The 25,819-nt window shown below is 51.5% G+C and carries 25 protein-coding genes; 24 read left to right on the top strand and 1 reads right to left on the bottom strand.

Features of this window, described 5'->3' with window-relative positions; all coding sequences use genetic code 11:
- Positions 1-79 precede the first annotated feature (79 nt).
- Entirely contained in the window at positions 80-958 is an 879-nt protein-coding gene (locus tag KQX66_RS05080) for a helix-turn-helix transcriptional regulator (protein WP_216790546.1), read from the top strand.
- Positions 959-1,310: 352 nt separating this feature from the next.
- Complete coding sequence (locus KQX66_RS05085) at positions 1,311-2,729, top strand: hypothetical protein (protein WP_216790548.1); 1,419 nt, start codon at positions 1,311-1,313, stop codon at positions 2,727-2,729.
- A gap of 238 nt (positions 2,730-2,967) precedes the next feature.
- Here KQX66_RS05085 and KQX66_RS05090 read toward each other — a convergent pair whose 3' ends face one another.
- Entirely contained in the window at positions 2,968-3,330 is a 363-nt protein-coding gene (locus KQX66_RS05090; RefSeq protein ID WP_216790550.1) for a winged helix-turn-helix transcriptional regulator, read from the bottom strand.
- A gap of 164 nt (positions 3,331-3,494) precedes the next feature.
- Here KQX66_RS05090 and KQX66_RS05095 point away from each other — a divergent pair, with 164 nt between their 5' ends.
- The 22 genes from KQX66_RS05095 to KQX66_RS05200 all read left to right on the top strand — a co-directional run bounded on the left by KQX66_RS05095 (position 3,495) and on the right by KQX66_RS05200 (position 25,808).
- On the top strand, positions 3,495-4,103 hold the full coding sequence (locus tag KQX66_RS05095; RefSeq protein ID WP_216790553.1) for a TetR/AcrR family transcriptional regulator: 609 nt from the start codon (positions 3,495-3,497) through the stop codon (positions 4,101-4,103).
- A 346-nt stretch (positions 4,104-4,449) separates the two neighbouring features.
- Positions 4,450-4,884, top strand: coding sequence for an SRPBCC family protein (locus KQX66_RS05100; protein WP_216790555.1), 435 nt, complete (start codon positions 4,450-4,452; stop codon positions 4,882-4,884).
- Between the two features lie 218 nt (positions 4,885-5,102).
- Positions 5,103-5,936: a histidine racemase CntK family protein gene (locus KQX66_RS05105; RefSeq protein WP_216790557.1), complete on the top strand. Its 834-nt coding sequence runs from the start codon at positions 5,103-5,105 to the stop codon at positions 5,934-5,936.
- 25 nt (positions 5,937-5,961) lie between these two features.
- Positions 5,962-6,756 carry an SAM-dependent methyltransferase gene (locus KQX66_RS05110; RefSeq protein ID WP_216790559.1) on the top strand — a complete coding sequence of 265 codons (795 nt, stop codon included), beginning with the start codon at positions 5,962-5,964 and terminating at the stop codon, positions 6,754-6,756.
- A 35-nt stretch (positions 6,757-6,791) separates the two neighbouring features.
- Entirely contained in the window at positions 6,792-8,108 is a 1,317-nt protein-coding gene (locus KQX66_RS05115; protein WP_216790561.1) for an opine metallophore biosynthesis dehydrogenase, read from the top strand.
- Between the two features lie 29 nt (positions 8,109-8,137).
- The gene (gene cntA, locus KQX66_RS05120) at positions 8,138-9,739 is read left to right on the top strand and encodes a staphylopine-dependent metal ABC transporter substrate-binding lipoprotein (protein ID WP_438804175.1); all 1,602 of its coding nucleotides are present in this window, start codon (positions 8,138-8,140) and stop codon (positions 9,737-9,739) included.
- A 287-nt stretch (positions 9,740-10,026) separates the two neighbouring features.
- On the top strand, positions 10,027-10,959 hold the full coding sequence (gene opp1B / locus KQX66_RS05125) for a nickel/cobalt ABC transporter permease (RefSeq protein WP_216790563.1): 933 nt from the start codon (positions 10,027-10,029) through the stop codon (positions 10,957-10,959).
- Complete coding sequence (cntC, locus tag KQX66_RS05130) at positions 10,960-11,820, top strand: staphylopine uptake ABC transporter permease subunit CntC (protein ID WP_216790566.1); 861 nt, start codon at positions 10,960-10,962, stop codon at positions 11,818-11,820.
- Positions 11,821-11,827: 7 nt separating this feature from the next.
- Positions 11,828-12,634, top strand: coding sequence for a staphylopine uptake ABC transporter ATP-binding protein CntD (gene cntD, locus KQX66_RS05135; RefSeq protein ID WP_216790568.1), 807 nt, complete (start codon positions 11,828-11,830; stop codon positions 12,632-12,634).
- A gap of 2 nt (positions 12,635-12,636) precedes the next feature.
- A complete protein-coding gene (locus tag KQX66_RS05140; RefSeq protein WP_216790570.1) occupies positions 12,637-13,380 on the top strand; it encodes an ABC transporter ATP-binding protein in 744 nt (247 codons plus the stop codon).
- A 24-nt stretch (positions 13,381-13,404) separates the two neighbouring features.
- Complete coding sequence (cntE, locus tag KQX66_RS05145; RefSeq protein WP_216790572.1) at positions 13,405-14,613, top strand: staphylopine family metallophore export MFS transporter CntE; 1,209 nt, start codon at positions 13,405-13,407, stop codon at positions 14,611-14,613.
- A 213-nt stretch (positions 14,614-14,826) separates the two neighbouring features.
- Positions 14,827-15,696 carry a hypothetical protein gene (locus KQX66_RS05150; protein WP_216790575.1) on the top strand — a complete coding sequence of 290 codons (870 nt, stop codon included), beginning with the start codon at positions 14,827-14,829 and terminating at the stop codon, positions 15,694-15,696.
- 50 nt (positions 15,697-15,746) lie between these two features.
- Entirely contained in the window at positions 15,747-16,265 is a 519-nt protein-coding gene (locus tag KQX66_RS05155) for a sterol desaturase family protein (RefSeq protein ID WP_216790577.1), read from the top strand.
- Positions 16,262-17,437 carry a pyridoxal-phosphate dependent enzyme gene (locus tag KQX66_RS05160; protein WP_216790580.1) on the top strand — a complete coding sequence of 392 codons (1,176 nt, stop codon included), beginning with the start codon at positions 16,262-16,264 and terminating at the stop codon, positions 17,435-17,437. Before KQX66_RS05155 ends, KQX66_RS05160 begins: the two co-directional genes overlap by 4 nt.
- A gap of 42 nt (positions 17,438-17,479) precedes the next feature.
- Positions 17,480-19,153, top strand: a complete 1,674-nt coding sequence (locus tag KQX66_RS05165; RefSeq protein ID WP_216790582.1) for an asparagine synthetase B family protein — start codon at positions 17,480-17,482, stop codon at positions 19,151-19,153.
- A 58-nt stretch (positions 19,154-19,211) separates the two neighbouring features.
- Positions 19,212-20,342 carry a phosphoenolpyruvate carboxykinase (ATP) gene (locus KQX66_RS05170; protein ID WP_216790584.1) on the top strand — a complete coding sequence of 377 codons (1,131 nt, stop codon included), beginning with the start codon at positions 19,212-19,214 and terminating at the stop codon, positions 20,340-20,342.
- Complete coding sequence (locus KQX66_RS05175) at positions 20,308-21,189, top strand: HAD hydrolase family protein (protein WP_216790586.1); 882 nt, start codon at positions 20,308-20,310, stop codon at positions 21,187-21,189. The genes KQX66_RS05170 and KQX66_RS05175 overlap by 35 nt, the downstream gene beginning before the upstream one ends.
- Positions 21,161-21,970 (top strand): APH(3') family aminoglycoside O-phosphotransferase, encoded by an 810-nt coding sequence (locus KQX66_RS05180; protein WP_216790589.1) that lies wholly within the window; start codon positions 21,161-21,163, stop codon positions 21,968-21,970. Before KQX66_RS05175 ends, KQX66_RS05180 begins: the two co-directional genes overlap by 29 nt.
- A 37-nt stretch (positions 21,971-22,007) precedes the next feature.
- Positions 22,008-23,060, top strand: a complete 1,053-nt coding sequence (locus tag KQX66_RS05185; protein WP_216790592.1) for a hypothetical protein — start codon at positions 22,008-22,010, stop codon at positions 23,058-23,060.
- Positions 23,057-24,106: a radical SAM protein gene (locus tag KQX66_RS05190; protein WP_216790594.1), complete on the top strand. Its 1,050-nt coding sequence runs from the start codon at positions 23,057-23,059 to the stop codon at positions 24,104-24,106. Before KQX66_RS05185 ends, KQX66_RS05190 begins: the two co-directional genes overlap by 4 nt.
- Before the next feature lie 3 nt (positions 24,107-24,109).
- Complete coding sequence (locus KQX66_RS05195) at positions 24,110-25,345, top strand: DegT/DnrJ/EryC1/StrS family aminotransferase (protein WP_216790597.1); 1,236 nt, start codon at positions 24,110-24,112, stop codon at positions 25,343-25,345.
- A gap of 1 nt (position 25,346) precedes the next feature.
- Positions 25,347-25,808, top strand: coding sequence for a nucleoside 2-deoxyribosyltransferase (locus KQX66_RS05200; protein WP_054972943.1), 462 nt, complete (start codon positions 25,347-25,349; stop codon positions 25,806-25,808).
- The last annotated feature ends 11 nt before the right edge of the window (positions 25,809-25,819 follow it).

The following is a 25,819-nucleotide window of genomic DNA, read 5'->3' on the forward strand; positions in this document are numbered from 1 at the left end:
CTGACGAGGCTAGGAAGAGATCTGGTTATCGTAGGATTGCGAATCCTACGTTCATCTTTGGATAGGAGGCAAAGAGATCATGTCGAACAGATTGGACCGTTATAAGGAATTGTCCCGTTTTTTACGCTCACGTCGGGAACGAATGACCCCTAAGCAAGTAGGATTGCCAGAGACCGGACGCAGGCGGGCACCTGGGCTTCGCCGTGGCGAGGTGGCTCTGTTGGCAGACGTGGGATTGGATTGGTATACCTACTTGGAACAAGGGCGTCATATCAACGTATCCGCTGAGGTCCTCGATCGAATAGCAGGAGCGCTTCGGTTAGATGAGACGGAACGCAGGCACCTGTTTCATCTTGCCCGTAAGCAGATCCCCTTAGTCGAAACAAAGCAATCCTCTAAGGTAACAGCGGCACTTCAACATTTTTTGGATAGCCAAAATTTGTCCCCGTCAAATGTCATGGATGCACGTATGAACATTATTGCTTGGAATGAAGCCTATTGCGCGTTGAACGGGGATCTCGCGGCTATGTCTGAAAGGGAGCGGAATTTTGTCTGGATGACGTTTACTTCTCCCCGTTTTCGTTACATCAAGGGGGATCAATGGGAACTGCATGCGCGGCGGATCGCTGCAAAATTTCATGCCGGGTATGCGCGACACATTGACGACCCTTGGTGGTCTGAGCAGTTCGAGGCGCTGTGCCAAACTAGCAGCGAGTTTCGAGAATTTTGGGACTCCCATGAGGTTCTCGATGCCATCGATGCCCCAAAGGCGCTGCAGTGTCCGAATGCCGGGATTTTGAATTTTGATTTTGTTTCATTTCAGTATTTGAACGATTCCAATTTGACCGTTTCCATCCATGTTCCCCATCAAGATGGCACGGTGGAAAAGATGCAGCAGTTGTTAATTGATTATCAAGGCCGGCATTCAGAACCGCTTGAATCTTTTCAAAGAGTGTAGTATGGGCAAACAGGTCTTTAGGCATGAATCAAGGTTTTAGGGTTACCAAATTGACGTCGAAAGCAGTCGTCGAGCAGGGCAGTGGTTGAGCAGAATAAGTAATAATTGGTATGACAAAGGTTCATGGCGTTAAACGTCACGGGCCTTTTTATTTTTCTGCCGATGATCTTGATGACTCCCCATAATCCCAGTATCAAAAAGTATCCTACCTTACAAAAATGATCGGATCATACAAAAAAGTGCGTACTATTCAAGTGTAGGGGAACCTGATAACCTAACATACAGAACGATCGATCCAGATTTCGCTGAGCGGTATGGTCGTTTAAAAAAATCATAGGTGAGGTGCGAAGGTATGCAGGAATATCAACTAACTTTGAAAGATAAGCGAATTGTTTGGGGGAAGGCTATCAATATTGAGTCTCTTATTGGCAAGTATCCTAGCGACTCCATCAGACAGGGTGTGAACGCGGCCTTGGATTGGAATTTGCCTGCCGGTGTATATCGGGCAAAAGAGGTCGTTATGGAGCTCGATAAGATGCTCGAGGCGATGCTGGTTCAGCTTGGCGAACCGGTGAACGGCGATCCGACGGTGCTCTTGGACAGCCTTCAAGCCAATTTGGCGATTTCCGGACGCTTGTCATCTTTGCCGCTGGGGCCATTGGCTCTTGAGGATAAAGCTGGCGCCGAGATTACGGCTCAGGCGGTGCGTATCGGCGAGCAATTGGTAAGCTGGGCCCGGGAAATTAATTCCGAGAAAAAGGTGCTCGCTAAGTATGGGCCGGAAACGCTCGGAAAGCTGGAATTTCGAAGTCACTGCTATGGTCATCCCCTGATCCCGGAAGCCATCGCTCAGGTATGGGGACCCTTTGGCGGCCCAAGGATCATGCAGATTTATAATGAATACCTGCACCAATTCGTTCTGCTGCGGGATGCCTTGCTTCCGTTCGCCAATTGGGAGGCAGTTCCGTTTGAAGTCGAGGAACATACGGAATTCAAAGGACTGCGTTTTCTGGAGCCGGCTCGGGAGATCTTTTTAACGCAATTGCTCGGGAAGAAGTTGACTCACAGATCGATTGTTCAATATGCGCAAAGTGTCGTCAGCTCCGGTCTGATGGCCGCCGGTTATGGCTTCCAATATCGTCTGGGAACCGTCTTGCCGGCGGGTTTGGGAGAGTCGGCCCGGACGGCGGCGCGGTATCTGCTGAAGTGGCATCCGGTACAAACCATAGCGGCAAATGAAACACAAGATTGGGCTGCGGTTTCCTTCGATTATGAATATGAAGATTATTATGCCGCGCCGCGTAACGAAGCGGGAGTAGGTAAACCAGGGAACAAAGAAACGCTTCCTGTTTCGGAAGAGCATTACGATGAACCATCCATCGCCCGGTTGCTGCCAAATGCCGATACCGACCGGTCGATCCTGCGGTTCAGCCTAGAAATGGAAGGCCGCGAGTTTACGGTAGATCTCGGTCAGCTTTTTAGGGGACATCGGTTTTTATATCGTCCGTACGACAATGCCGATGCCGCAGTTGCGAAGCGAGACTCCCTCAGCTGGCACCTTGCGGCAGACATTCTCTCGCATTCCGGATTGGTGACGAATACCTCTGGCATTCATTTCATTCCAACCGGCGGAAATGAACTTGTGTTATGGGCGTTGCTAGGCAAACTGTATCCCGAAAATGTGGTTTTATTGGACAAAGGGGATAAGGAGGAGCTGGAGGCGGCTTATGTTTCCGGCAAGGGGTTCGGAACGCAATTTTTAGTGCTGTAAGTCTTTAAACCAAACGAGATTCACTGTCCATCCGGATAGGACCAGGAGGAAATTTATATTGACTAGACAACACAAGCTTCTGACTTTGAATTTATTTTTATTGACTTTTGTCCTGGGAACCATCGAATTTGTGATGGTCGGGTTATTAACCGAACAGGAAGCTTGTGATCACGGAATATAAGGTTAAGAGGTACCCACCCTGGGTACCTCTTAAAGTTTCAATATTTGAAGCGACTCCTTAGGAATGCTTTTGGTTGGTGTACGATGCTTCATCGGGATAACTCTCGATATAGGTGGTGCCAAAATCGCATAACATCGTGAGCATGGGAGCCAATTGTTCGCCCAGCTCGGACAAGCCATATTCTACTTTTGGGGGCGAAACCGGATAAACCTTGCGAATAATGAGTCCGTCGCTTTCCAGCATTCTTAGCTGCATCGTAAGCATGCGTTGGGTCGCGTCGGGAAGCAGACGCTGCAGCTGATTAAACCGTACCGGGCCTTTGGATAATTGGTTCAATATGGATATTTTCCATTTGCCGCTGACTAAGCCTAGTACAATTTCCGAGGTACAGCGATATGTTTTGTCTCTAAAGGTTATCATCTATCGACACATCCCTTACAGAAGGAATTGAGCAAAAACCATGAGTTTTCCAGTTAAGCCGAATTGAATTGCAGATCGATCATTCCATATATTAAGTTTAACCATGCTCCCTTGTCAAGGACTTCCGGATCGATTAGTATAAAATTAATAAAGGAGGTCATCTTATGCCACGAACGGGGCGTCCACGCTCATTTAATCGTGACGAGGCGGTGGCTGCCGCCATGCTTTTGTTCTGGGAATACGGCTTTGAATCCACTTCACTGGCTCAGCTGCGGGCGGCGATGGGGGATATTTCGGCGGCGAGTTTTTACGCGGCGTTTGAATCCAAGGAAGCGCTGTTCCGCGAAGCGGTGGATCAATATATATCTACTTATGGACATGTTTCGGAATCTTTCAGGGATACAAGCTTGACATCGAAAGCAGCAATGGAACTGGGACTGCGGCAATCGGCGCGGATGCAGACGGAGAACTCCCATCCTTTAGGTTGTTTGTTGGTTTTGTCCGCCGTAAACTGTTCGCCCGAGCAACAACATATCCGAGACCTGCTGTCCAAGGAGCGAGAGAGGGTCCGGGGTTGGATAAAAGAATGTATAGAACGAGCCGTAGCTAACGGTGAATTCCCCGAATCCACGGATATCTCCATGGTCGTTATGTTATTTGAAACATTTCTACGAGGAATTTCCATGCAAGCCCGGGACGGTGTTCCATACGAGGCCATTGATGCTGCCATAACTCAAATGATGAGCGTTTGGGATGCATTATCTGCGCGGTAACGTGGTTAAGAATTGTCGTCGTTATTCATGGCATTGAAGGAACGTCATGAACTTTTGAAGATCTGATTTTGTCTTGGTGCAGAAAATGTGAAGATAATTCGAGGAACGTACTTTGTTGAATGTCCTACCAAATCGCAAACAAAATGATCAGGTTCCTTGATAGATAAGGAGTTCCAGTATATTGCTTTATTGTAACCAGATAATAGCCGATTTCGGCAGGTTGAGTGCAATGACTGAATTTCGGGCAGCAGGTACCGTAATATAGCAAGTGAAAAGAAATCCAGCTGCCACTTACATGCTATAATAGTTGTAAGTAAAATAGAATCATCATTTAGGAGGTTATGCAATGGGAACAGATAAACCGGTAACGATAACAGTAGAAGCCATCGTTCATTCTCCCGTCGAAAGCGTGTGGAAGTATTGGACGGAACCGAAGCATATCACGCAATGGAATAAGGCTTCCGATGACTGGCACACGCCGTACGCCGAGAATGACCTGAAGGTCGGCGGGAAATTCGTCTCGAGAATGGAAGCCAAAGACGGCAGCTTTGGATTTGATTTCGGCGGAGTATACGACGAGGTGAACATGAACGAGAGCATCTCCTATACGATCGCCGACGGTAGAAAAGTGAAGATCGCCTTTATTCGCCAGGACAACGATACGAAAATCATCGAATCGTTCGAAGCGGAAGAGACCAACGCTATCGAGATGCAGCAAGCCGGATGGCAAGCGATTTTAGACAACTTCAAAAAATATGCGGAAAATGTTAAAGAACAATAAAAAAGCTTTTCAGCAGCGCATGCCGATGCCGGCATGCGCTTTGCTATGTGCCCCGGCATAGGCAACGACTCGCAAGCGATACAAAAAAGCAGAATGAGTATTGACGCTGTCCTACATTATAGGTATAATCTTCCTTAATTCGTAATCGTAATTTTTACTAATTAAACCGACGAAGCAAAAAAACGCTACATCAAATTTATAGTCAGAGGGTAGTTGGGATGAGACAGGAAATCGATTTTATAAAATTTAATCCTACGCAAAATATGACGGTTCTTGTTCAAACGAATCATCCGGTTGAAGAGTATGAGCACATTGCTTCAAAGCTTATGTCTTACGACAACGTGTATGCCGAACAAGTAGGGTTTATTGAGCAACCGGTTAAACATGCTGCTGCCGCTCATTTGCAAATGGCCGGAGGCGAATTTTGCGGGAATGCTTGCATGGCACTGGCCGCTTTTCTTGCAGCCGAAGAAGGACTTGAGCCTCATGATATGACAAGCATCGTATTAGAAGCTTCGGGAACGGATCATTTCGTCATGTGTCAAGTGAGAAGAACTGCAGACGAATATGTTTGTCAAGTGACGATGCCTCTTCCGAAAAAGATAGAACGGACAACCATAACGTATGACGGTCACGATTTGGATATCGTGATTGTGAGATACCAAGATTATATTCATATCGTCATCGAAGTAGAGCAATTCCATCAAACGGTGAGAAAAACGGCGCAAGCTTTAGCCAAGTTGCTTGGAGTAACTTTAGGGTCCAGCTTGATCGGCATTTTATTGTATAAATCCGGCCCGGATGAAATGGCACCGCTCATTTATGTCCCGTCTCTGGACAGCATGGTATGGGAAAGGGGGTGCGGTTCGGGCACAGCTTCTTTAGGAGCCTATCTGGCTTGGAAAAATAAAGGGGCCGTTGCTGCGCAAATCAGGCAGCCCGGCGGCACGATTCGTGTGACTGCCGATTGGGATCAAGAAGAATTGACGAGTCTGGCCATCGAAGGCTCGGTTGGAATCGTAGCGCAAGGCAAAGCTTTTATAGAGATTTAGCCATTTACATACGGGGGAGAAACGAATGAATGCGACGGAAAACTTACAGTTACATTTGACGGAATATTCCGAAAAGTTTATAGAGCTCGCCGGGAAATATGACCGTACCATCCATCCTAGCTCGGAGTTGGAGAAGATCATTAATGATTATTCCAATTTCATAACCAACGAGAGGAATGAAGAAGCCTGGGATCAACTGGAACAGCAAGAGCCCGGCGGATTTCAACAACAGGTGGAGGCTTTGAGAAAAAACTCGGCCCTTTGTGTCGCGATTATGGAGAAATACCGCGCACTGAAGCTGCTGGACGGGCAGGCCGGGATCACCGATTATTTCAAAAATATCGAATCCTGCATCGAACAAGAATTTGGCAGTTTTCAAGTGACTTCCGAATCCAAAGTATTGCTGGTAGGCTCAGGTTCGTTTCCGATGACGCCGCTACTCATTGCCAAGCGGACAGGAGCGGAGGTGGTGGGCATCGACATTGACGATGAGGCGATCGAACTCGGATCGCGAGTTGTCGGTGCGTTGGGAAAAGGATTGAAGATCAGATTGGAAAACGCGTTCGTCGAAAATCTTGATTTTACGAAAGACGCGACCCATATCATCTTTAGTTCGACGGTTGAAAATAAATACGACCTGTTGGATCAATTACATGCGTTAACCAATGAACATGTGATTGTGGCGATGAGATATGGCGATCGGTTGAAGTCTTTGTTCAATTACCCGAGGAGAGAAGTGGACGGGCGAAAATGGAAGGTGGTTGAAACCGTACTGCGTCCGGATCATGTATTCGATATTGCATTGTATGCCAAAGCCTGAACTACATTTTTGCAGAAAAGGAGCTTGGATGAGCGATGAGCGATTTTAGGCGAGTCTTAGTGTTGGGAACGGGTCCTGTATCGATTCAACTTGCCGTCACTTTAAAAAATCGGTTGAATGGCTGCGTAGGCATCGTCGGGAGACAATCCGTCCGTTCGGAATCGTTTTTTACCGCCCTTAAGCAAAATAACCGTTTCATTCGTGCAGATATTCAAAATGAAAAGCACCGGGCAATGAAAGGCGAATGCCTCGTCGATCACGTTTTTCACGGGTACGGGACCATTACGGGGGAATGGGATACCTTGATTTTGTCCGTCACAGCGGATGCCTATATCGGGGTTTTAAAGCAAATCGATAAGCAGCTTTTACAACAAATCAAGTGTATCGTTCTGGTCTCTCCGACGTTCGGTTCTAACAGCTTAATCCGCAATTACATGCACGGCCTTGCTTCGGACGCGGAAATCATCAGTTTTTCGACGTACTTGGGCGATACGCGATGGATGCATGACAGACCGTCCAATCATGTCATCACAACGGCGGTCAAGAAAAAGCTTTTTATCGGCTCGACGCGGCATCCGTCCCGGAATGTCGAAACGCTTTGCGAGCTATACGAACAATTGGGCATCGCTCTGGAAGTCATGCAAGCTCCCCTAGAGGCGGAAACAAGAAATATATCGCTCTATGTTCACCCGCCGTTGTTTATGAACGATTTTTCGCTCCGTGTCATATTTGGAGAAGTCCGGACCAAGAAGTATGTGTATAAAATGTATCCCGAAGGACCCATCACGCAATACTTGATTCGCGATATGCTGGCCCAATGGAAAGAGATTACAAGTATGATCGAAACCATGAATATGAAAGGCATAAATCTGCTTAAATTTATGACGGATGACAATTATCCGGTGAGATTGGAGAGCTTATCGCGTCATGATATCGACAATTTCAACGAGTTGGAGACGATTCATCAACAATATTTATTGTATATCCGTTATACCTCGCTGTTGATCGACCCGTTCTCCGAGCCGGATCAGGAGGGCAAATATTTCGACTTTTCCGCGGTTCCCATTCGAACCCTGTTTGTCAGCAGGGAAGGGGAGTGGGATATCCCAAGAATGCCGAAGGAAGACTATTACCGGATCAAGATCATCCAAGGAATCGCAACATATGTAGGCTCGAAGTGCCCCACCATCGACAAGTTCATTCGGACCTACGAAAGCAAAATTGAACAGGCCGCGCAAGCTCATCAAGGCGAACGGTTGTCCGATGCCTTTGTCGTCCGGAGTTTTGCCGAAGATTTGCAGATGATATGCAGCGAAATCGGAAAAAGGTTGGGAATCCAAGCGTTGAACTAGCCGTTATTGTAGGGGGAAACAAGGTGGAAATCAGAAAGCTGTTTTTTTTACTTGTCGTGATGTATGCCATGGCGGTCCTTGCCGGCTGCAGCGATAGCAAAGAAGCGCACACGGGTTCGGCCGATACCGGCAAGGAATTAGTGTATGCAACCGCCAAAGATATGAACGACATGAATCCTCATTTGTACGCAGGTTCTATGCCGGCCCAAGGGATGGTGTACGAATCGCTGGTTGAAAATACGAAAGACGGGATAAAACCATGGCTTGCCGAATCGTGGGAAGTTTCGAAGGATGGAAAAGTATACACCTTTCATCTGAGAAAAGATGTGAAATTCCATGACGGGGAGCCGTTTAACGCCGAAGCGGTGAAGAAAAATATCGATGCCGTACAGCATAATGCCAAAAAGCATTCCTGGATCAAGCTGTCGACAAAAATAGCGAGCTGCCATGTCAAAGACGAGTATACGGTCGAATTGGTCTTATCCGAGCCCTATTACCCGACATTGCTTGAATTGTCGATGACCCGGCCTTACGTATTCATCTCGCCCAAAAATTTGATCAACGGGGAAACAAAAGACGGCGTAAATGGCTACAAAGGAACGGGACCCTATATTCTCACGGAACATAAAGTCGACCAGTATGCCACTTTTGAAGCAAACGAGAACTACTGGGGCGGCCCGCCGAAAGTGAAGAAAATTATAGCTAAAGTTCTTCCGGCGGGGGAAACGACCTTTTTAGCTTTGAAAAAGGGAGAAGTGAACTTTGTATTTACGGATGATCGGGGGACCGACAGTCTCGATGTGGAAGCTATGAATACGCTGGTGAATTCAGGCAAGTACCAGATGGTAAGAAGCGAAGCGATGAATACGAAAATGATCGTAGCCAATAGCGGTAAAGCCGATCATCCGGTACATGAAACCGCCGTTCGCGAAGCGATTTGGTACTCGATAGATAGAGACACCATCAGCAAGCAAATTTTTAACGGTGTTGAAGCGCCGGCCCATACGTTATTTTCGCCCAACGTCCATTATGCGAACGTCGATTTGAAGAAGCGGGGCTTTGATTTGGACAAAGCCAAGAACGTTCTGGAAGAAGCGGGCTGGCGCTTGGAGAACGGCAGCGCAGTCCGAACGAAAAACGGAAGCAAATTGGCCATGAAGCTTTATTACGATGTCAATTCTTCTTCCCAGAAATCGCAGGCGGAATTGATTCAAAATTCGGTAAAAAAGATAGGGGTCCAACTGGACCTTGTCGGCGAGGAATCGACCTCCATCGCCAAGAGAAGATCAACCGGCGACTACGATTTATTATTTAATCAGACGTGGGGACTTGCGTACGATCCGCAAAATACAATCTCCGCTTTTACGTCCGAGTCTTCTTATTTACATACGACAAAAGGCATGGCGAAAGCGAACGAGCTTTACAAGAAAATCGATGAAGTCATGGTATCTGCGAACGAAGAAACAAGAAAATCGTTGTATGCGGATATTTTAACCATGGTTCATGACGAAGCCGTCTTTATTCCAATTACCAATGGAAGTGTCACTGTCGTTGCTCCAAAGCGTTTAAAGGGCATCTCGTTTAAGCAAACGCAGTATGAGCTGCCGTTTGAGCAAATGCACTTCGAATAGAAGATAAAAGGGGATGCTCTCCCCTCAGAGTGTTGAAAAAGAGGATTTTGACTGAAATAGAGAAACATACGGAGGTGGGGTATCTACTGGAGAAGCGATAGCGTCCGCCTTTGTCATCGGGAAATATCCGCTAATAAGCGGCTTTCCAATCAAATTTCCCGATGACAAGAGCGGTCGGAAGTAGATACCCCACCCCCTCGTACACCTCTATTACCTCAATTCACCACTTTCTCAACAAGCTCAGGGGATGCTCTCCCCTTTTTATTTATGAGCAGAGGAGATTTTCGATGGGAAGCTACATCGTTAAAAGGTTGTGCCTGTCCGTTCCATTGCTTGTAGTCATTTCATTTATGACGTTTGTTTTGGTCAATTTATCTCCTTTGGACCCGGCCGAAGTGGTGCTTCAAGCGCAGGGTGTTCCCACAATCACGGATGAATTAATTGCGCAGACGAAAGAAAAGCTGGGGCTGGATAAGCCCTTCCTGATACGCTATCTCGATTGGGTCACGGCATGCTTGCAGCTGGATTTCGGGCGTTCCTATGTCACGGGAAAACCGGTCTGGTCCTTGCTTGGCCCGGCATTTCTGAATACGTTAAAGCTAACGTTAGTTTCCATTGTGGTCATTATTGTGCTTTCTATTGTGCTAGGCGTGATCTGTGCGATGAAAGAAGGAAAAATGACGGATAAGTCGGTCCGAGGCGTTTCCTTTTTCCTCACGGCCATGCCGTCCTATGGGCTTGCGGCGATATTGATTTGGTATTTTTCCGTGAAGCTGGATTTGCTGCCCACCAGCGGGATGGATTCGTACAAAAGCTATGTTTTACCGGTTATTGTAATCGCCGTCGGTTATGCAGGCATTTATTTCAGAATCGTCAGAAGCTCGATGTTAAGTCAGTTAAATGAAGACTATGTCCTGTACGGTAGAGCATGCGGCCTGCCAGAGAAGAAAATGACGATGCATATTTTAAGAAATTCGTTGCAGGTCGCCGTTTCCGTCTTTTGTATGGCGATCCCTATGATATTGGGAAGTACGGTCGTGGTAGAAAATGTTTTTGCATGGCCGGGGCTGGGGAGTCTGAGCGTTAAAGCAATTCTTGGCCGAGATTTTCCGATGATTCAGGCGTACGTTCTTGTCTTGGCGGCAGCCTTTGTTTTGTTTAACACTCTATCGGATATTATGAATGCGGCGATGAACCCCAGATTAAGAAAGGATATCTAAATGACACTATTCAAACATTTACTTAAAGATAAGATAGCCGCATTATCTTTAGGCGTCATTGTTGTAACCGTTGTGGTTGGTATAGGAGCCCCTTTATTCGCGCCCCATGATCCGGAGGAGGTCAACATGAACCTCCGGTATGCAGCTTCCTCGTGGGAATATCTGTTAGGCAACGACCACCTGGGGAGATGCATGTTATCCAGATTAATTTATGGAATTCGCCCCAGCGTGTTATGGGTGTTCGTGGCGTTGGTCCTCTGTATTTTGATCGGGGCGATTCCGGGTTTTATAGCGGGTTATTTTAGAGGCAAAGCGGATGCCGTTGTGATGAGAATTTGCGATATGATGCTTTCTTTTCCGGGATATGTGATGACCTTGGCGATCGTCGGGATTTTAGGCGTAGGACTTGAGAATATATTGATTGCCTTTGTGTTGATGAAATGGGCGTGGTTTGCCCGGGTAATCAGAACGTCCGTTATGCAATATGCCGAATCGGAATATGTCAAGTTCTCCAAAGCATCGGGAGTCCGCGATATCCAAATTATTTATAGACACCTGGTTCCTGTTACATTTGCCGAGATTGCCGTCATTTCAAGCGGTTCTTTCGGTTCGACGATTTTGCAAGTATCGGGATTTTCGTTCCTCGGGTTAGGCGTTCAAGCTCCTGCTGCCGAATGGGGCATGATGTTGAACGAGGCAAGGGAAGTCATGTTTTCAAGACCGGAGTTCATGTTAGCCCCGGGGTTAGCCATCATGGTGGTCGTATCGGCGATCAATTTTTTGTCTGATGCGCTCCAGGTTGCTTTGGATCCTAAATTAAGAACCTCGCACAATAAGCTTCAAGGAAAAGAGGTGGCTTAACCGGTTTATGAATATATTGGAAGTTGCAAATTTGAAGCTATGGGATAGCGTCACCGGGAAAGTGTTGATTGCCAACCATTCATTCCAATTAAAGCAAGGAAGCTGTCTGGCCATTGTAGGGGAAAGCGGAAGCGGGAAGTCCGTGACCTGCAGAGCGATCATGAGATTGAATAAAGCCTGGATTCGCCAATCCGGAGACATTGTGTTCAAAGGCGAGAACTTAACCCAGCTTCCGGAAGGAGAAATGAGAAAGAAGCGGGGAAAACAGCTGTGCATGATTGTACAGAACGGCATGAGCGCATTCGATCCCTCGTGTGTCATCGGCGTTCATCTGAAAGAGACGCTTGTCGAGCATTTCGGCTGGAGTAACAACGACATCGAAGCGAGGATGAAACAGGCGATGGAAAGCGTCATGCTGAAAAATCCGATGGAGCTGATGAATAAGTATCCGCACCAGCTATCGGGCGGAATGCTGCAGCGGGTGATGATTGCGCTGGCCATCGTATTGGAGCCGGACGTGATTATCGCGGACGAACCGACAACGGCACTGGATACCATTTCGCAATTTGAGGTGGTGGAACAATTGATTCGATTACGGGAGCGAATGGGCTGCTCGATGATCTTTGTTTCTCACGATTTAGGCGTTGTCCAAAAAATGGCCGATGAAGTTCTGGTCATGAAGGATGGAGAAATTGTGGAAAGAGGAGCCACCCAAACCATTTTCTCGGAAGCGCGGCATGAGTATACCCAACATTTGGTGTCTACTAAACTGGCGCTGAACCATCATTTTAAGAGAATCATGGGGAGGAGTTAGCATTGCTGCGCATCGACGGTGTGGAAAAATCTTATCGAAAAGGCGGTTTGTTTTCCGGAGAAAGGCAAACCGTGTTAAAAAATGTCAGCTTCGAATGCAAGCCGGGGGAATGTCTCGGGATTATCGGAGAAAGCGGAAGCGGCAAATCAACCTTGGGACGGTTGATCCTGGGAATTGAAAAGCCTGATCGCGGCGACATTTTTTTTGAGGGAAAGAGTGTACGGGATCGAAGAGTGAGAGTAGGCAGCATCAGCGCTGTGTTTCAAGATTACACATCTTCCATTAATCCGTTTTTTACGGTGGAAAAAGCTATTAGGGAGCCTTTAACCCTGCTAGGAAAGGTTCGAACCGATGATCGAAGCAAGATAGATCGTCTGCTGCATCAAGTTGGCTTGAGTCCGTCCTATCGAACAAAATATCCTCATGAGTTGTCCGGCGGAGAGGCTCAGAGGGTGTGCATTGCGAGAGCCATCGCATCCGAACCGAAATGTATTTTATTCGATGAAGCCATCAGCTCTCTGGACGGGTCCGTTCAAATGCAAGTGCTTGAATTATTGAAAGAATTGCGAAAAATGTACAGCATGAGCTACATCTTTATCACTCACGATATTCAGGCCGCCGCCTATATTTGCGACAGAGTCGTCATTTTTCGAAACGGTCAAATCGAAGAGACGGCCCCTATCGAACAATTAAAAGACGTGCGGTCGGAGTATGCCAAAAAATTATTGCAGATGATCATGGTTTAACTGATATTAGGAGGAGAGAACATTGTGAGCGGAGCTTTATCCTGGCCTTTTCTGCGTTTATATGTATTAACCCTGCTTTATTTTAGCGCCAATTCGATTCTGAATGTGATAATCCCGCTGCGGGGGGAATCGCTGGGAGCCAGCAATACAACGGTCGGTTTCATTATGGGGGCATATTTGTTTACGACCATGTTCTTTCGGCCGTGGGCGGGCCATATGATTCAAAAGCACGGGCCGATCCGGGTGCTGCGCATGATTCTTATGATCAACGGCTTTGCCTTAATCCTGTATACGTTGACCGGGTTGGGCGGCTTTTTGGTTGCACGTATTTTGCAGGGCGTGTCGACCGCTTTTTTTTCAATGGCGCTGCAGATCGGCATTATTGATGCGCTGCCGGAGAAGGATCGTTCCCAAGGAATTTCTCTATACTCCTTATTCTCGTATATTCCGGGTATCATTGGCCCTCTGCTGGCGCTGGGCATTTGGCAATCGGGGGATACGAATTATTTTACCGCAGCGATGGTAGCCATTGCCCTGATTACGGGGGTATTTGGGTACAGCGCCAAAATGGACAAAGAAGCGGCCCCGCCTGTTCCAAACCCTGCGGAGCAGAGAGCGAGTATGTTTAAGTCCTTCGGCCAGTTGGTACAAAATCCGCATTTATTTAAATGCAGCGTCTTGATGCTGGTCGCGTCCATCGTATTTGGAGCGGTTACCGCCTTTATCCCGCTTTACGCGGCGCAATTAAAAAGCGGCCATGCCGGCATTTATCTCATGCTTCAGGCAGGCACGGTGGTGTTGGCTCGGTTTGCTTTAAGAAAAAAAATTCCTTCGGACGGCAAATGGCATTCGTCCTTTATCATGGGGACGATGCTCCTGCTCGCGGCAGCGGCGGAATGCGTAGGCTTTTCGATGACAGGGGGCGCTATCTTTTTCTATGCGGGCGCCGTCTTGATGGGAACGGCTCAGGCGCTCCTTTATCCGACGCTGACAACGTATTTGACCTTTGTCCTGCCGCAGGCGAATCGCAATGTGCTAATCGGTTTGTTTATTGCCATGGCCGATTTAGGCGTTTCGCTGGGAGGCGTCGTGATGGGCCCGGTCGCGGATCTTTCCTCCTATTCCTTGATGTATACGGTTTGCGCTATCTTGGGCGCGTCGATGATCGTAGTTGCCTATGATCGAGGCAAACGGTTGTCGGGTCCGAATGAAGAAGCCGGCTTGCCCAAATGATAGCTTGTTTCAATCCGCCCCTGTCGCGGATTTTTTTTTGTTTTAACGGATAAATCGGAGGGGTCATTTACAAATTTTTAATATGGAATTATAATTGGGTTTATAACTTAAATAAGTAATATTATGTAAAATATAAAATATATTTCAAACTATAATATAAAGGGGGTGAATTATATACGAGTCAAGGAGTATGTCGTCCATTGGGAGGATACGATGCGGCTGCCGGACAGCGACATGGATGAGAAAATCAAGGGCTTGTCCGTCGCAACGCAGCTCGGAGCCCGTGTTCCTACAGGGCTGATTATCGTTCCGGAAGCTTATTGCGCATTTGTAGAGGAGGGGGCCGTTCCGAAGGGACTTGGCGCTGCATTGGCCTTGCATCTGTCGGACATCGAGCGCCGAATCGGGCAAAAAATCGGCATTTTCGAACCGGACAAACCTCCTTTGCTGTTTTCCCTGCGATGCGGGGACAAGAACGGCGACGTACGGCTGCCGGAATCCATGGTCAATATCGGACTGGCTCAAGCCGACGGGCAAGCGAAACGGTCCGATGTGTTTGCCGGCAGGCTTCAAGAAGAATACGCCATGCAAGCGCGGCAATTTCAAGGCAGTCTTCTTCCCGGGGCAGCGGCCCGGAACCCGTCGCAAGGTCCGTTCGGGAGTACGGTCGACGAGCTGCTCTACTACATTGAGCGGATCTATGCGCATTTTCAAGAGCTGGAGCAAGCGGGACGGCGCCATTTTAACCGCTGGCTGATCGTTCAGCAAATGGTGTACGCCAACTGGAACGCGCACTCCTGCAGCGGGAGGGCTTATACCCGGAACCCGCGCACGGGACAGGCGGAAGATTTCGGCAAATACCTGATGCGGCAGTCGGGAGCGTATTTGAATCTGACTCCGCTGCAGCGGAAAAAAGATTTGCGGGAATTACGGGACGATATCCCCGAAGCGTACGACCAGCTTAAAGCCTTTTTCACCGAGCTGGAGAGCTATTACCGGACGCCGAGATATGTCGAGTTTGTTGTGGAGGATCGCCGGCTGTACATTCTGCAAAATACGAGGGGGAGCTATGCGGCGAAATAAACCGGCTCTACGGGAAGTTCATGCGGTCACGGGAAAGGGGGTGATACGTCATGAGCTACCTCGGTTTTGTGTTCAGTCTTATCTTTTATTTCATGATCTGGACGTTATGCTCGTATTGGATTCACCGGATTGCCCACATCCCGCATAAAAGAAACGTTTTGTTTAAAATTCATCAAGCGCATCACAAGGTCCAGTACGGCGAGTCTTACGCGCCTTCCTTGGGCAGCTTCTTTTTCTGGTTCGGAAGCTGGAAGGCTTCGCTGGACGTCTGGATTTCGTTAACGCTGCCGGTCGTCATTATCGCGATCATCGATCCGGTGCCCGGCGTTACGCTATTGATTTTTCACTACTTTTACGAGGTGTTTTTCTCAAGCAACGTGCTGGATCACAATCCTAAAATCAAAGGGGTGGTTACGCGGATTTTTGCCATCGGTCAATATCATCTGCAGCATCATCGGGTGCAGCGCTGGAATTATTCCTTTTTCATCACCTTATGGGATCATGTGTTCCGCACGGTGAAAAAAAGCGGCAAAACCACGGAAAATCGTGCGGTAGGAGGGAGTTTATGATTAACCATTTTTTAAATATCAATGCCTTTTTCGATTACGGCATGTACCGGCAACAGAGCAAGGAAGCGTTAACCGAAAACGATTTGCTCGGCGTGTTCCCGCCTTCGCTGGCCCGTCTGGAAATGTCCAGAGACAAGCTGATTCCGATTCCCGACCAAGTGAAGGAGGTTTATTCGCGCTATCGTCCGACCCCGTTGTTCCGGGCGGAAAAATTCGAGCAGGCGATCGAAACGGACTGCGAGATCTACATCAAAGACGAAGGGGCGACCCATTCCGGGAATCACAAGGCCAACAGCGCGTATCTGATTTCGTACATGTGCCATAAGGACGGCGTAAAAACGATCACGACCGAAACGACCGGGAACTGGGGAATCGCTCTGGCCCAGGCGGCGAAGCATTTTGGCATCCGCCTCCTTTGTTTCATTGACGAAGAAAGCAACAACGTCCGCCCGGACCGGAAGCAGCAGATGGAAAAGGCCGGCGCGGAGGTTATTGTCGTCAAATTGGACCAGTACCATCAGGACCTGCTGACGTTGTCGGCCGATTCGGCGATCGAATATACGAAAAAGATGGAAGACTCGATCTATATTTTCGGCAGCGTGTACGGCTATTTTGTCATCCCGCAAACCGTGATCGGGCTTGAAGCGAAGGAGCAGCTCGCCGCCTTGGGGAAATATCCCGACATCGTGGTGGGAAGCTGCGGAGGCGGCGCCAACATTCTCGGGACGGCATCCGCTTTTCTGGCAGACCGTCTGGAGCACGGCAGGGAAGTGGAGGTCTTCTCCTCGGAAGCGGAGCCGTGCCCGATTTTGACCAAGGGCGAAATGGGCTATTATTCGATCGACAGCCAGGATTATTATCCGTTGGTCCATACTTACGGCCTCAAGGGGCTGAACGACAGCACCTATATCGGAGGCTTGGGCTCCACGATCGTAGCTCCGGCCGTCGCCCATTTTCATTCCAAGGGCATCATCGAGGCCAAAACGTTCACCCCGGCAGAGGCGAAGGAAGCGGCGGAACGGTTCTATCAATCTCAGGGCGTATCCGTGGCTTTGGAGACGGGGTACCAACTGGCAGGCGTCATTCATAAAGCCAAAAGCAGCAAGGGAAAAGTCATTCTGGTCAATATCAGCTCCGGCGTGAACGATAAGCAGTTTTTCAATTACAAGTAAGCGCACGGCAGGCCGCCAAGCTGGATCTTCGGAGGTGTGGCAATGAAATGTTTTTTGGGCAGATGGGTGAAAGCGCACGGCGAACCGCAGCTTACGATTTATACGCTGGACGACCGCCAAGTGCAAGGCGCGCGTTCCGTTTCCGCCGAAGCGCCCGAGGATGAGGCTTTCGTGATGTTTGCCGGGGAGCTCTACAATGCCGGTTCGTTGGCCGATGCGTCCGGCGTCCGATCCGCTTCTGCCGAAGAGCTTGTGAAAGAGCTTTACCGGCGTGAAGGAAGCGGGATGATTTCCCGGTTGGACGGGACGTTCGCGCTGGTGATTTACGACCGGAGGAAGCGCGAGCTGCTGCTGGCGACGGATAAGCTGGGCGAGCAACCGCTGTTCGTCAGGGAAGACCAGCCGGGCGAGCTATGGTTTTCCAACCGGCTGAAGCCGCTGTTGAAGCATGGCGGAATACCGGCCTTCGACAAGCACGCCATCGATCAATATATGATCTACGGGTCGGCCTTGGGCGGACACACGCCTTTTCAAGGCATTTCCGCGCTGGAGTACGGGCAGGCCTACCGTGCCAATGCCTCGGAACAGCGCGTGTGGAGATACTGGACGCCCAGCTACCGCAAAACGTATGAAAAGCGGCATATGCCGGAGCTCTACGAAACCTTCAAAAGCATCCTGAAGGATTCGGTGCTGCGCTTGCGCGACACCGGGCGAGTCACGGGCATTGCCTTTTCGGGAGGGGTCGATTCCAGCGGCATTTTGTTGACCTGCGTGCAGAACGGCGTTCCGGTACAGCCGGTGTGCCTGACCTACGCCTCCAAGGGCGGCGAGGATTTGAACCTGTACCGCGCACGGCTGGTGACGGATTACTTGAAGGTTCCGATGCTTACCGTACACTATCAGCCTCCGACCGATGCGGAGATCAGCGACATTGCGGCAAGCTACGATGTACCCTGCGGCAAGCTGATTACGCTGCATAACGATTATTTATGCAAAAGCTTCCCCGACCCTTCGTCCGTTATTCTTGCGGGTCACGGGGCAGACGAGCTGTTTGCGGGATATTTACGGTACCAACGGCCGCAAGAGGGAACGCCAACCTTGGTGCCCCGGTTCGCGCGCAGCAGAGGGAGCCACGGCCTGCGGGAAAATGAGCGGAAAAGCATAGGCCTGTATGCGGAGCATTTCAGGCAATGGGCGGCGGAGCACGATCCGGAGGAGCTCTATTTGGTTAACCGGCTCAATCCGTACCGGGACTGTGAGGCGATCGACCGGGTCTCCTTCCTGGAGATGTTCTATGAAGGCCATTGCGATAACGTTTCCGTGGCGCACGGGTCGGGAAGGAAATACGGCAAACGCATCCGCAGCCCGTTTCTCAGCCCGGACATGATCGAGTTCGCCAATGCGATTCCGTTCGAGCTGAAAATCGCGGAGGGACAGCCGAAGGCGATTCCCAAGTTCGGCTTGGCCGGAGAACTGCCCCGCGAAGCGCTGTTCGACCAAAAGTTCGGCTTCGACACCTTCTTTTCGCATGAAGCCTGGCTGCTCGATATCCGCCATTCCTTCTATGAGGAAATGATGGAAGGTGTGCTCGCAGGGGAGTGGCTGGACCGGGAGGCCGTGCGGCAGTTGTTCGTGCGGGAGCAGGAAGCTTCGGCGGCCGCCGACCTGTGGAAGCTGCTTTCGTTCGAGCGCTGGTATAAGCAGATCGTCGCCTAGAAGTTCCGTGAAAAACAGAAAAGCATTCGATGGAATTGGATCGAAAGGACGGTGTTCCATGGATCGAAGGGAATTGGCGTCGCTTCTCAAACAATGCGGGAGCTTGGAGCACCCGGCCCATTCGGCGGATTACCGGCTTGGAGAGTGCGCCGTGCGGCTGCTTTGCTCAGACCCTGAGCTTTATCGGGAAATACACGGCGTGCTGTCGCCCGCTTTCGGCGGGGAAAGCGGGGCCGAGCTGCCGGCCGGTGGCTGGCGCTTTTCGGCTATGGTCAGCGATGCCTGGGACTTCGAACGGTTTGCGCAGGCAGCCGAAGAGGAAACGGTCATCGCGCAGAGCTCAGGTTACCGGACGTTGAGGGGAAAAGTAGTGGAGGATGCAACCGTCCGTTACGTCGCCAATGCGGAAAGCGGCAATCTGATCGCCGTCGACAACGGCCGGAAGCTGGCGGCAGCGATAGGCAGGAAGCCGGACAGCTCGCTCATTCTAGACGCAAGCGCGACGATCCGCAGCATTTTACGATCGGAATTGGAGCGGCGGGGCGGCTTTGTCCTTCATGCCTCCTCGCTGCGGGCCAAGGATAAGGGGGTAGCGATTATAGGGGAGAAGGGGGCCGGCAAATCGACGCTTCTGATGGAATGGCTTATGAACGCGGGAGCGGCGTGCGTCGGTCCGGACCGGACTTTTTTCTGGAAGGACGGGCAGGACATCCGGTTTAGCGGGTGGCCCTCGGAGATTCGCCTTAAGGCGGAAACCGTTGCCGACTACCCCGGCTTACAGGCATTCGTTCATCAGGACCCCGCCTTATGGAACGGGGAAAAGTATGAAATTCCGCTTCAGCGCCTGTCGTCATGGCAGGTGCCGGTGGTCAGGGAAGTTCCGCTGCATGTGGTCATTTTTAAGCAGTATGTTCCCGATATGCCGGATTTTCAGGTTCAACCGCTGCACCGGCGGGAGGATATTGTCCGCGAGCTGAAATCCTCCCTGTACACGCCTGTGGACCCGAATTATCCGAATTGGATCGGCGTCCCCAATCATAGCGAGAGGAAAGTGGAGGATACGCTGCTCGGCACCCCCGGATTGCGGTTTATGAAATTGACGGGCGGAGGCAGCCGGGAAAGGCTGCTGAATCTGGCGCAGGAGCTGGTTTTCGATGAGAACTATGAGCAAAGAACGCATCATCCATAATCTGGATGGGGTCAAACGGATTGTCTTTGACATTGACGGCACGCTGAAGCTGCCGGGGATTCCGATGAAGCCGAGCATGATCGAGCTGTTTAACCGGTTGACGGAGCTCGTACCCGTCAGTTTGGCTACGGCGCGAACCGTTCTGTCGGTCAGGCGTTTCCTGCGGAAGAACGGGCTGCGGATGAACTGCCCCGTCATTTGCTTCAACGGAAGAACCGTTTACGATTACGGTCAAGGACGCAGCTTATACGAAGCTGCGATCGACATGCGGGATGTCCGGCTCATTCTGGACGCTTGTGGCAGGTCCGGGGACATGATTTTCGAACAGGGGGAGTCTGCCTGCGCCACATCGGAAGCCGGCGCATGCTTGTACGCCGAGGACTGGAAGATCGGCCGGGAGGCCGTGCAGGTCATTGGCGGCGAATTGCCCCCGGCCCCTCCGGTGACGATTGTGCTCATGCCCGGTCAGACGGATATGCTCGAACGTCTGGAGAAGATCATGCCCGAGGTGTCGCCTTCCCTGATCGTCGAGAAGCAAAGGACGACCGACTGGTATGAAGTGAAGCAGGGGGGTATCACCAAGGCTGTCGGGCTGCAGGCTTTATGCCGGGCATTCGGGGACGCTCCCGGCGAATGCCTCGTATTCGGCGATGAGGAAAACGACTGCGAGATGTTTGAAATTTCCGGTCTGAGCGTAGCGGTGAATCAGGCCAAGGAAAAGCTGATTGTTCTCGCGGACGCCTATTGCGAGCATGATATGGAAGAGCTGTTGGAGCGAATTGCGAATCAAATGACAACGAACCTGGGGAGGCCACACAATGGACTGGATATCGGCAATCGGGGATAGCGCGCCTCCGCATGTAACGGAACGCATGGATTTTCAGGAGGTGAACGAACTGAAGATCGGGCATTCCGTGTCCAAGGTTTTCTTTATCAAGGACAAACACGGGAACGGCGGCGTGTATCTCAAATGCAACCCGCTCACCCCGGCGATCTCGCTGGAAGCCGAGAAAGACCGGCTTGTCTGGCTGCAGGGCAAGCTGCCCGTGCCGCAAGTCGTTCATTATGCGAAGGAACGGTCGTTCGAATATTTAATCACCGCAGCGCTCGAAGGCGAAAACCCGATTAGCGCCGGGGCCCCCGGGTCGCCGGACGATACGGAGCGGGTGATCGGCCTGTATGCGGCGGGGCTGCGCCAAATTCACAGCGTGCCTGCCGGAAGCTGTCCTTTCGACAACCGGCTGGCCCGGCAGATGGACAAAGCGCGCCGGAATATGGCGGACAATTTGATCGTCGCGGACATTCTTGACCGATACGAGGTCGATAACGTCGACGTCTTATACGAAACCTTGGTGAAAACGAGCGAGACCATTCAAGAAGAGATCGTGTTTACCCATGGCGACTACAGTCTCACCAACATGATCGTGCAGGACGGTGAGCTTCGCGGGTTCGTCGATTGGGGCAACGGCGGCGTTTCCGACAAGTACCAGGATTTGGCGATTGCTGCCAAGAGCATCGTCTACAATTACGGCGAAGCGTGGGTGCCCGTATTTTTCGAGCGCTACGGGATAAGCCGTCCGGATCGGGAGAAGATCCAATTTTATCAGCTGCTGGACTGGTTTATTTGAGGGTTGACGACGCCGTTTGCATAAGGGGGCATGACAGATGGATGCGCTGATCGAGAAGGTTTACCGGTTGACGGCGGAGCAGTTCAGGCAGCGCTACGGGTTATCCGCCGATAGGCAGGGCTGGCCGCCGGAGCCGGCATCCTGCGATGTATGGAAAGGCACGTTCGGCGTATCGGAGACGCTGCTTCGCGAAGGAGTGCAGCCTCATTCGGTGGTGCTTGGGGGGCCGTGCCTCGTCTTTACCCGCGGGCAGGCGCGCAACGTCACGGTCAAGGATTGCATCGACCTCATCGCGCCGATCCGTGCGGCCAAGTGCCTGAACCTGCCTTGCGTGCTTCTGATCGAGATCGAGCAGTTGTCCATCCTGGCCGGAGACGGCAAGTCTCCGCTGGATGACGAGCATTGGTCGGTTATGCTGGGCGTGCTCCATCATTTTGTCCGCTATTATGCGCTGTCAATCGGGTTTCCGCTCGAACGCCTGCATTTTACCTGCACGTCGGAGCCGGAGGTGGAAGCGGTGGTGGACGATCTGGCGGACCGGTACGGAGCTCTGATCGGCACGGAGGATATCTGCGGGTTATACGCCCCGGACGGCTCGTCTTCGTTCCCCCGGGAACATCCGCTTTACGAAAGGTACGTCACGGCGTTTAAGAGGTCTTTAATGCTTTACCTGCCCGCCTTTTCGGAGCATGTCACGGGGCTGGCCGATCCGTCCGTCATCAGCGCGGAAAATGTGAATCAGGCGCGCGCCGTCGCGGTGGCGGGGAAATTGGCCGGGCGGTTGAGCATGAAGGCGCCGGCGATGATCGCTCATCCGGAATGCCCGAATATCGCCGGGGCAAGGATGGACCATGGAGAGGAAAAGGATAAGCTGTACGTCTCCGAGCCTCTGCCCGCCTTGTTGGGCAAGCTCGGCCTCTGCGACGATCTTCTCGTTTCCTATCTCTCCCATTGGCACACGGAACGGGAACTTGCGGCACAGACGGACGTATACGCCCGAGCGTCGGGATTTTTAACGACGGTCAACGGCATGTTTGCAAGAGCGTACAAACAACACACGTATCAGGATGTAAAGGAGGTATGGTTATGATGAACACATGTGTCTCCGCCGTTCCCAGAAGCCCAAAAATCGCTTATATCCGTATCCTGGAAGCGTGCAACGCCAAATGCAAGATGTGCCGGTTCGCCGGGTCGACGGACATTTACCGGCTGCCCTTGGAGAAGCTGAAGCAGCTGGCGGCGGAGCTGGCCGAGCTGGATACGGAAGAAATCCGCTTTACCGGCGGCGAGCCGACGCTGTACGAGGATTTGATGGAGGCGATTCGCTTCATCCGCTCGCTTGGGCTAAGGGTCAGCACGATTACGAACGGCTCCCGGCTGAAGCACTATGCGGCCGAGCTGGTGGACGCCGGCATTACCGGCATCGTTTGCTCGCTGGATTCTCCCCGGGCGGAGATCCACAATACGCTCCGGGGCACGCCCCGTCTGTTCGAGGATGCCGTGGAGGGCTTGGCGGAAATCAACCGGCTGCGCGACCGGGAGAAAGGCGGCCTGAAGCTGGTTGTGAACAGCATCGTCTCGAACCGGACGTACGATCATCTCGACGAATTCATTCCGCTGCTCGACGAGATCGGCGTCGATCTGTGGCGGCTGAATCCGATCAAGGATGTCAAAGGCATGTATCTAACCCCGGACGAAATCAGGCAGTATAACGTGGTGGCGGCCCGTATCCAGGATAGGCTGCAAACCAGCCGTGTCCGGTTGAATGCGGTCAACCCGTTTATTTTCGGCACGTCGGAGGAAGAGATCGAAGGCTGTTCCAAGGGCAAGGCGCTAACGTACAGCAAGTGCTTCGTCCCGCTGTACGTCTCCTATATCGACGCCAAGAACGGCAGCATGACCGCATGTCAATGTCTTCCCCACCGGAAAGGGAAGCCGCTCAGCGTGGAAGGCGTGTTCGAGAGGCCGTTCAAGGATATCTGGAACGAGTCGCAGTTCGCGAGCAACCGGCAAAGCTTCTCGCAGGTGGCGCCGCAAGTGTGCACCGGCTGCGAGCCGGCCAACGTGAAGTGGAACAAGGACTATCACGAACGCCAGCTGGAGGCGGCCGACTATTCGTTCAGCTGGGACTCCTAAACCATGAAAACACAAGGTGAAACGATGAAAGAAGTCACTCCGACGCTTCCCGGCCATTTTTTGGGCGCGCATTTGATGGATGAAGAAGAAATCAACGAAGTGCTGGAGGTGATGCGCTCCAAATCCATCTTCCGGTACTACGGTCCGCAGCTGCTCGGCAAGACGGATCAATTCGAGGCGGAGATGGTCCGCTTTCTTGAGTCGGAGCACGTCCTGGCGGTCAGCTCGGGCACGGCGGCGCTCAAGACGGCGCTGCAGGCGCTCGGGATCGGTCCCGGCGACGAGGTGATCGTCCCGGCCTACGGCTTCATCGCGACGGCCAATGCGGTCGTGGCCTGTCATGCCGTTCCCGTCTTTGCCGACATCGACGAATCCATGAACATGGACCCCGGCGATGTCCGGGCGAAAATAACGGCGAATACGAAGGCGATCATCTGTGTGCATGTGCAGGGAGTGGCCGCCGAGCTCGAAGCGCTGCTCGACATCGCGAACGGGCGCGGGATTCCGTTGATCGAAGATGCGGCTCAAGCTTTCGGCGGAACCTACAAGGGCAGAAAGCTCGGCACGTTGGGCGCAGCGGGCTGCTTCAGCTTTCAGACGAACAAGATCGTCTCGCTCGGCGAAGGCGGGGCCGTGGCGATGCGGGATAACGAGCTTTATCAACGGGCGGCGATCTACCACGATCAAGGCTGCGTCCGCCATGACGGGTTTCCGACATGGAACAACGAGGCTTGCTTTTTCGGGGAAAATTACCGGATGAGCGAATTGTCGGCGGCGATCGGGAGGGTTCAGCTTCGAAAATCGCGCAGCCTGCTCAAGCAGTTAAGGGAGCTTAAAGCGCGATTGAGGCATAATTTGGCGGCGATAGGGCTGCATTTGCGGCGAATGCCGGACCCGGAGGGCGACTGCGGCGTAGCGGAATGCTTTTATGTCGGGGATGAACAGGTCCGAAACGAAATCATCGCCCGGTTGAAAAATGCAAACGTCCTGACTACGCCGTCCTACAATTCGGCCGTATACGAGAATCGGATGTTCTATAACCGGCGCGTGGCGCATTCGTCGGGTTCGCCCTTTGCCCAATCGCGGGTCGGATACGAGCCCGGCATGTGCCCGGCGGCGGAACGGCTAGCCCGTCTTTCCGTTTGGATTCCGGTTATTCCTTTATACGATATGGACACAATCGAAACCATATCCGAGGCGGTACAACACATTATGGCGTCCTATGAGGGAGGAAAATAACATGAGAATTTTTTTGGCCTATCCATTTACGAAACTGCTGGATGCAGACGGAAATTTCCACGAGTCTGCCAAACATTTTATTACGAACGCGGTGAAGCGGTTGGAGGAGCGGGGGCACAGCGTGTTTTCCGCTCAAGTGAGAGAAGTGTTTGGCGAAGAGCTGATGGAACCGGATCTGGCGACCCGGCTCGATTATCAGGAGATGGGCAATGCGGACCTGGTCGTGGCTTTCCCCGGATGGGCGCCGATTTCCGGAGGCGTGCACGTGGAGCTGGGATGGGCCTCCGCGAAGGGCAAACCGATTCTCTTGTTCCTGCATGAGGACGAATCGTATACGCCGATGGTTACCGGGCTCGGGATGGTCACGCAGGTGAAGCCCATCCTGTTCGGGGATGCGGACATGGACCGCTTGGTCGACCAGATTTTGGAGGAAGTGGATCAATACACGCTGCACTATACCTGATAGGGGGGTAC

It is taken from the genome of Paenibacillus oleatilyticus (genome assembly GCF_018998565.1).
Taxonomy (GTDB): Bacteria; Bacillota; Bacilli; order Paenibacillales; family NBRC-103111; genus Paenibacillus_G; species Paenibacillus_G oleatilyticus.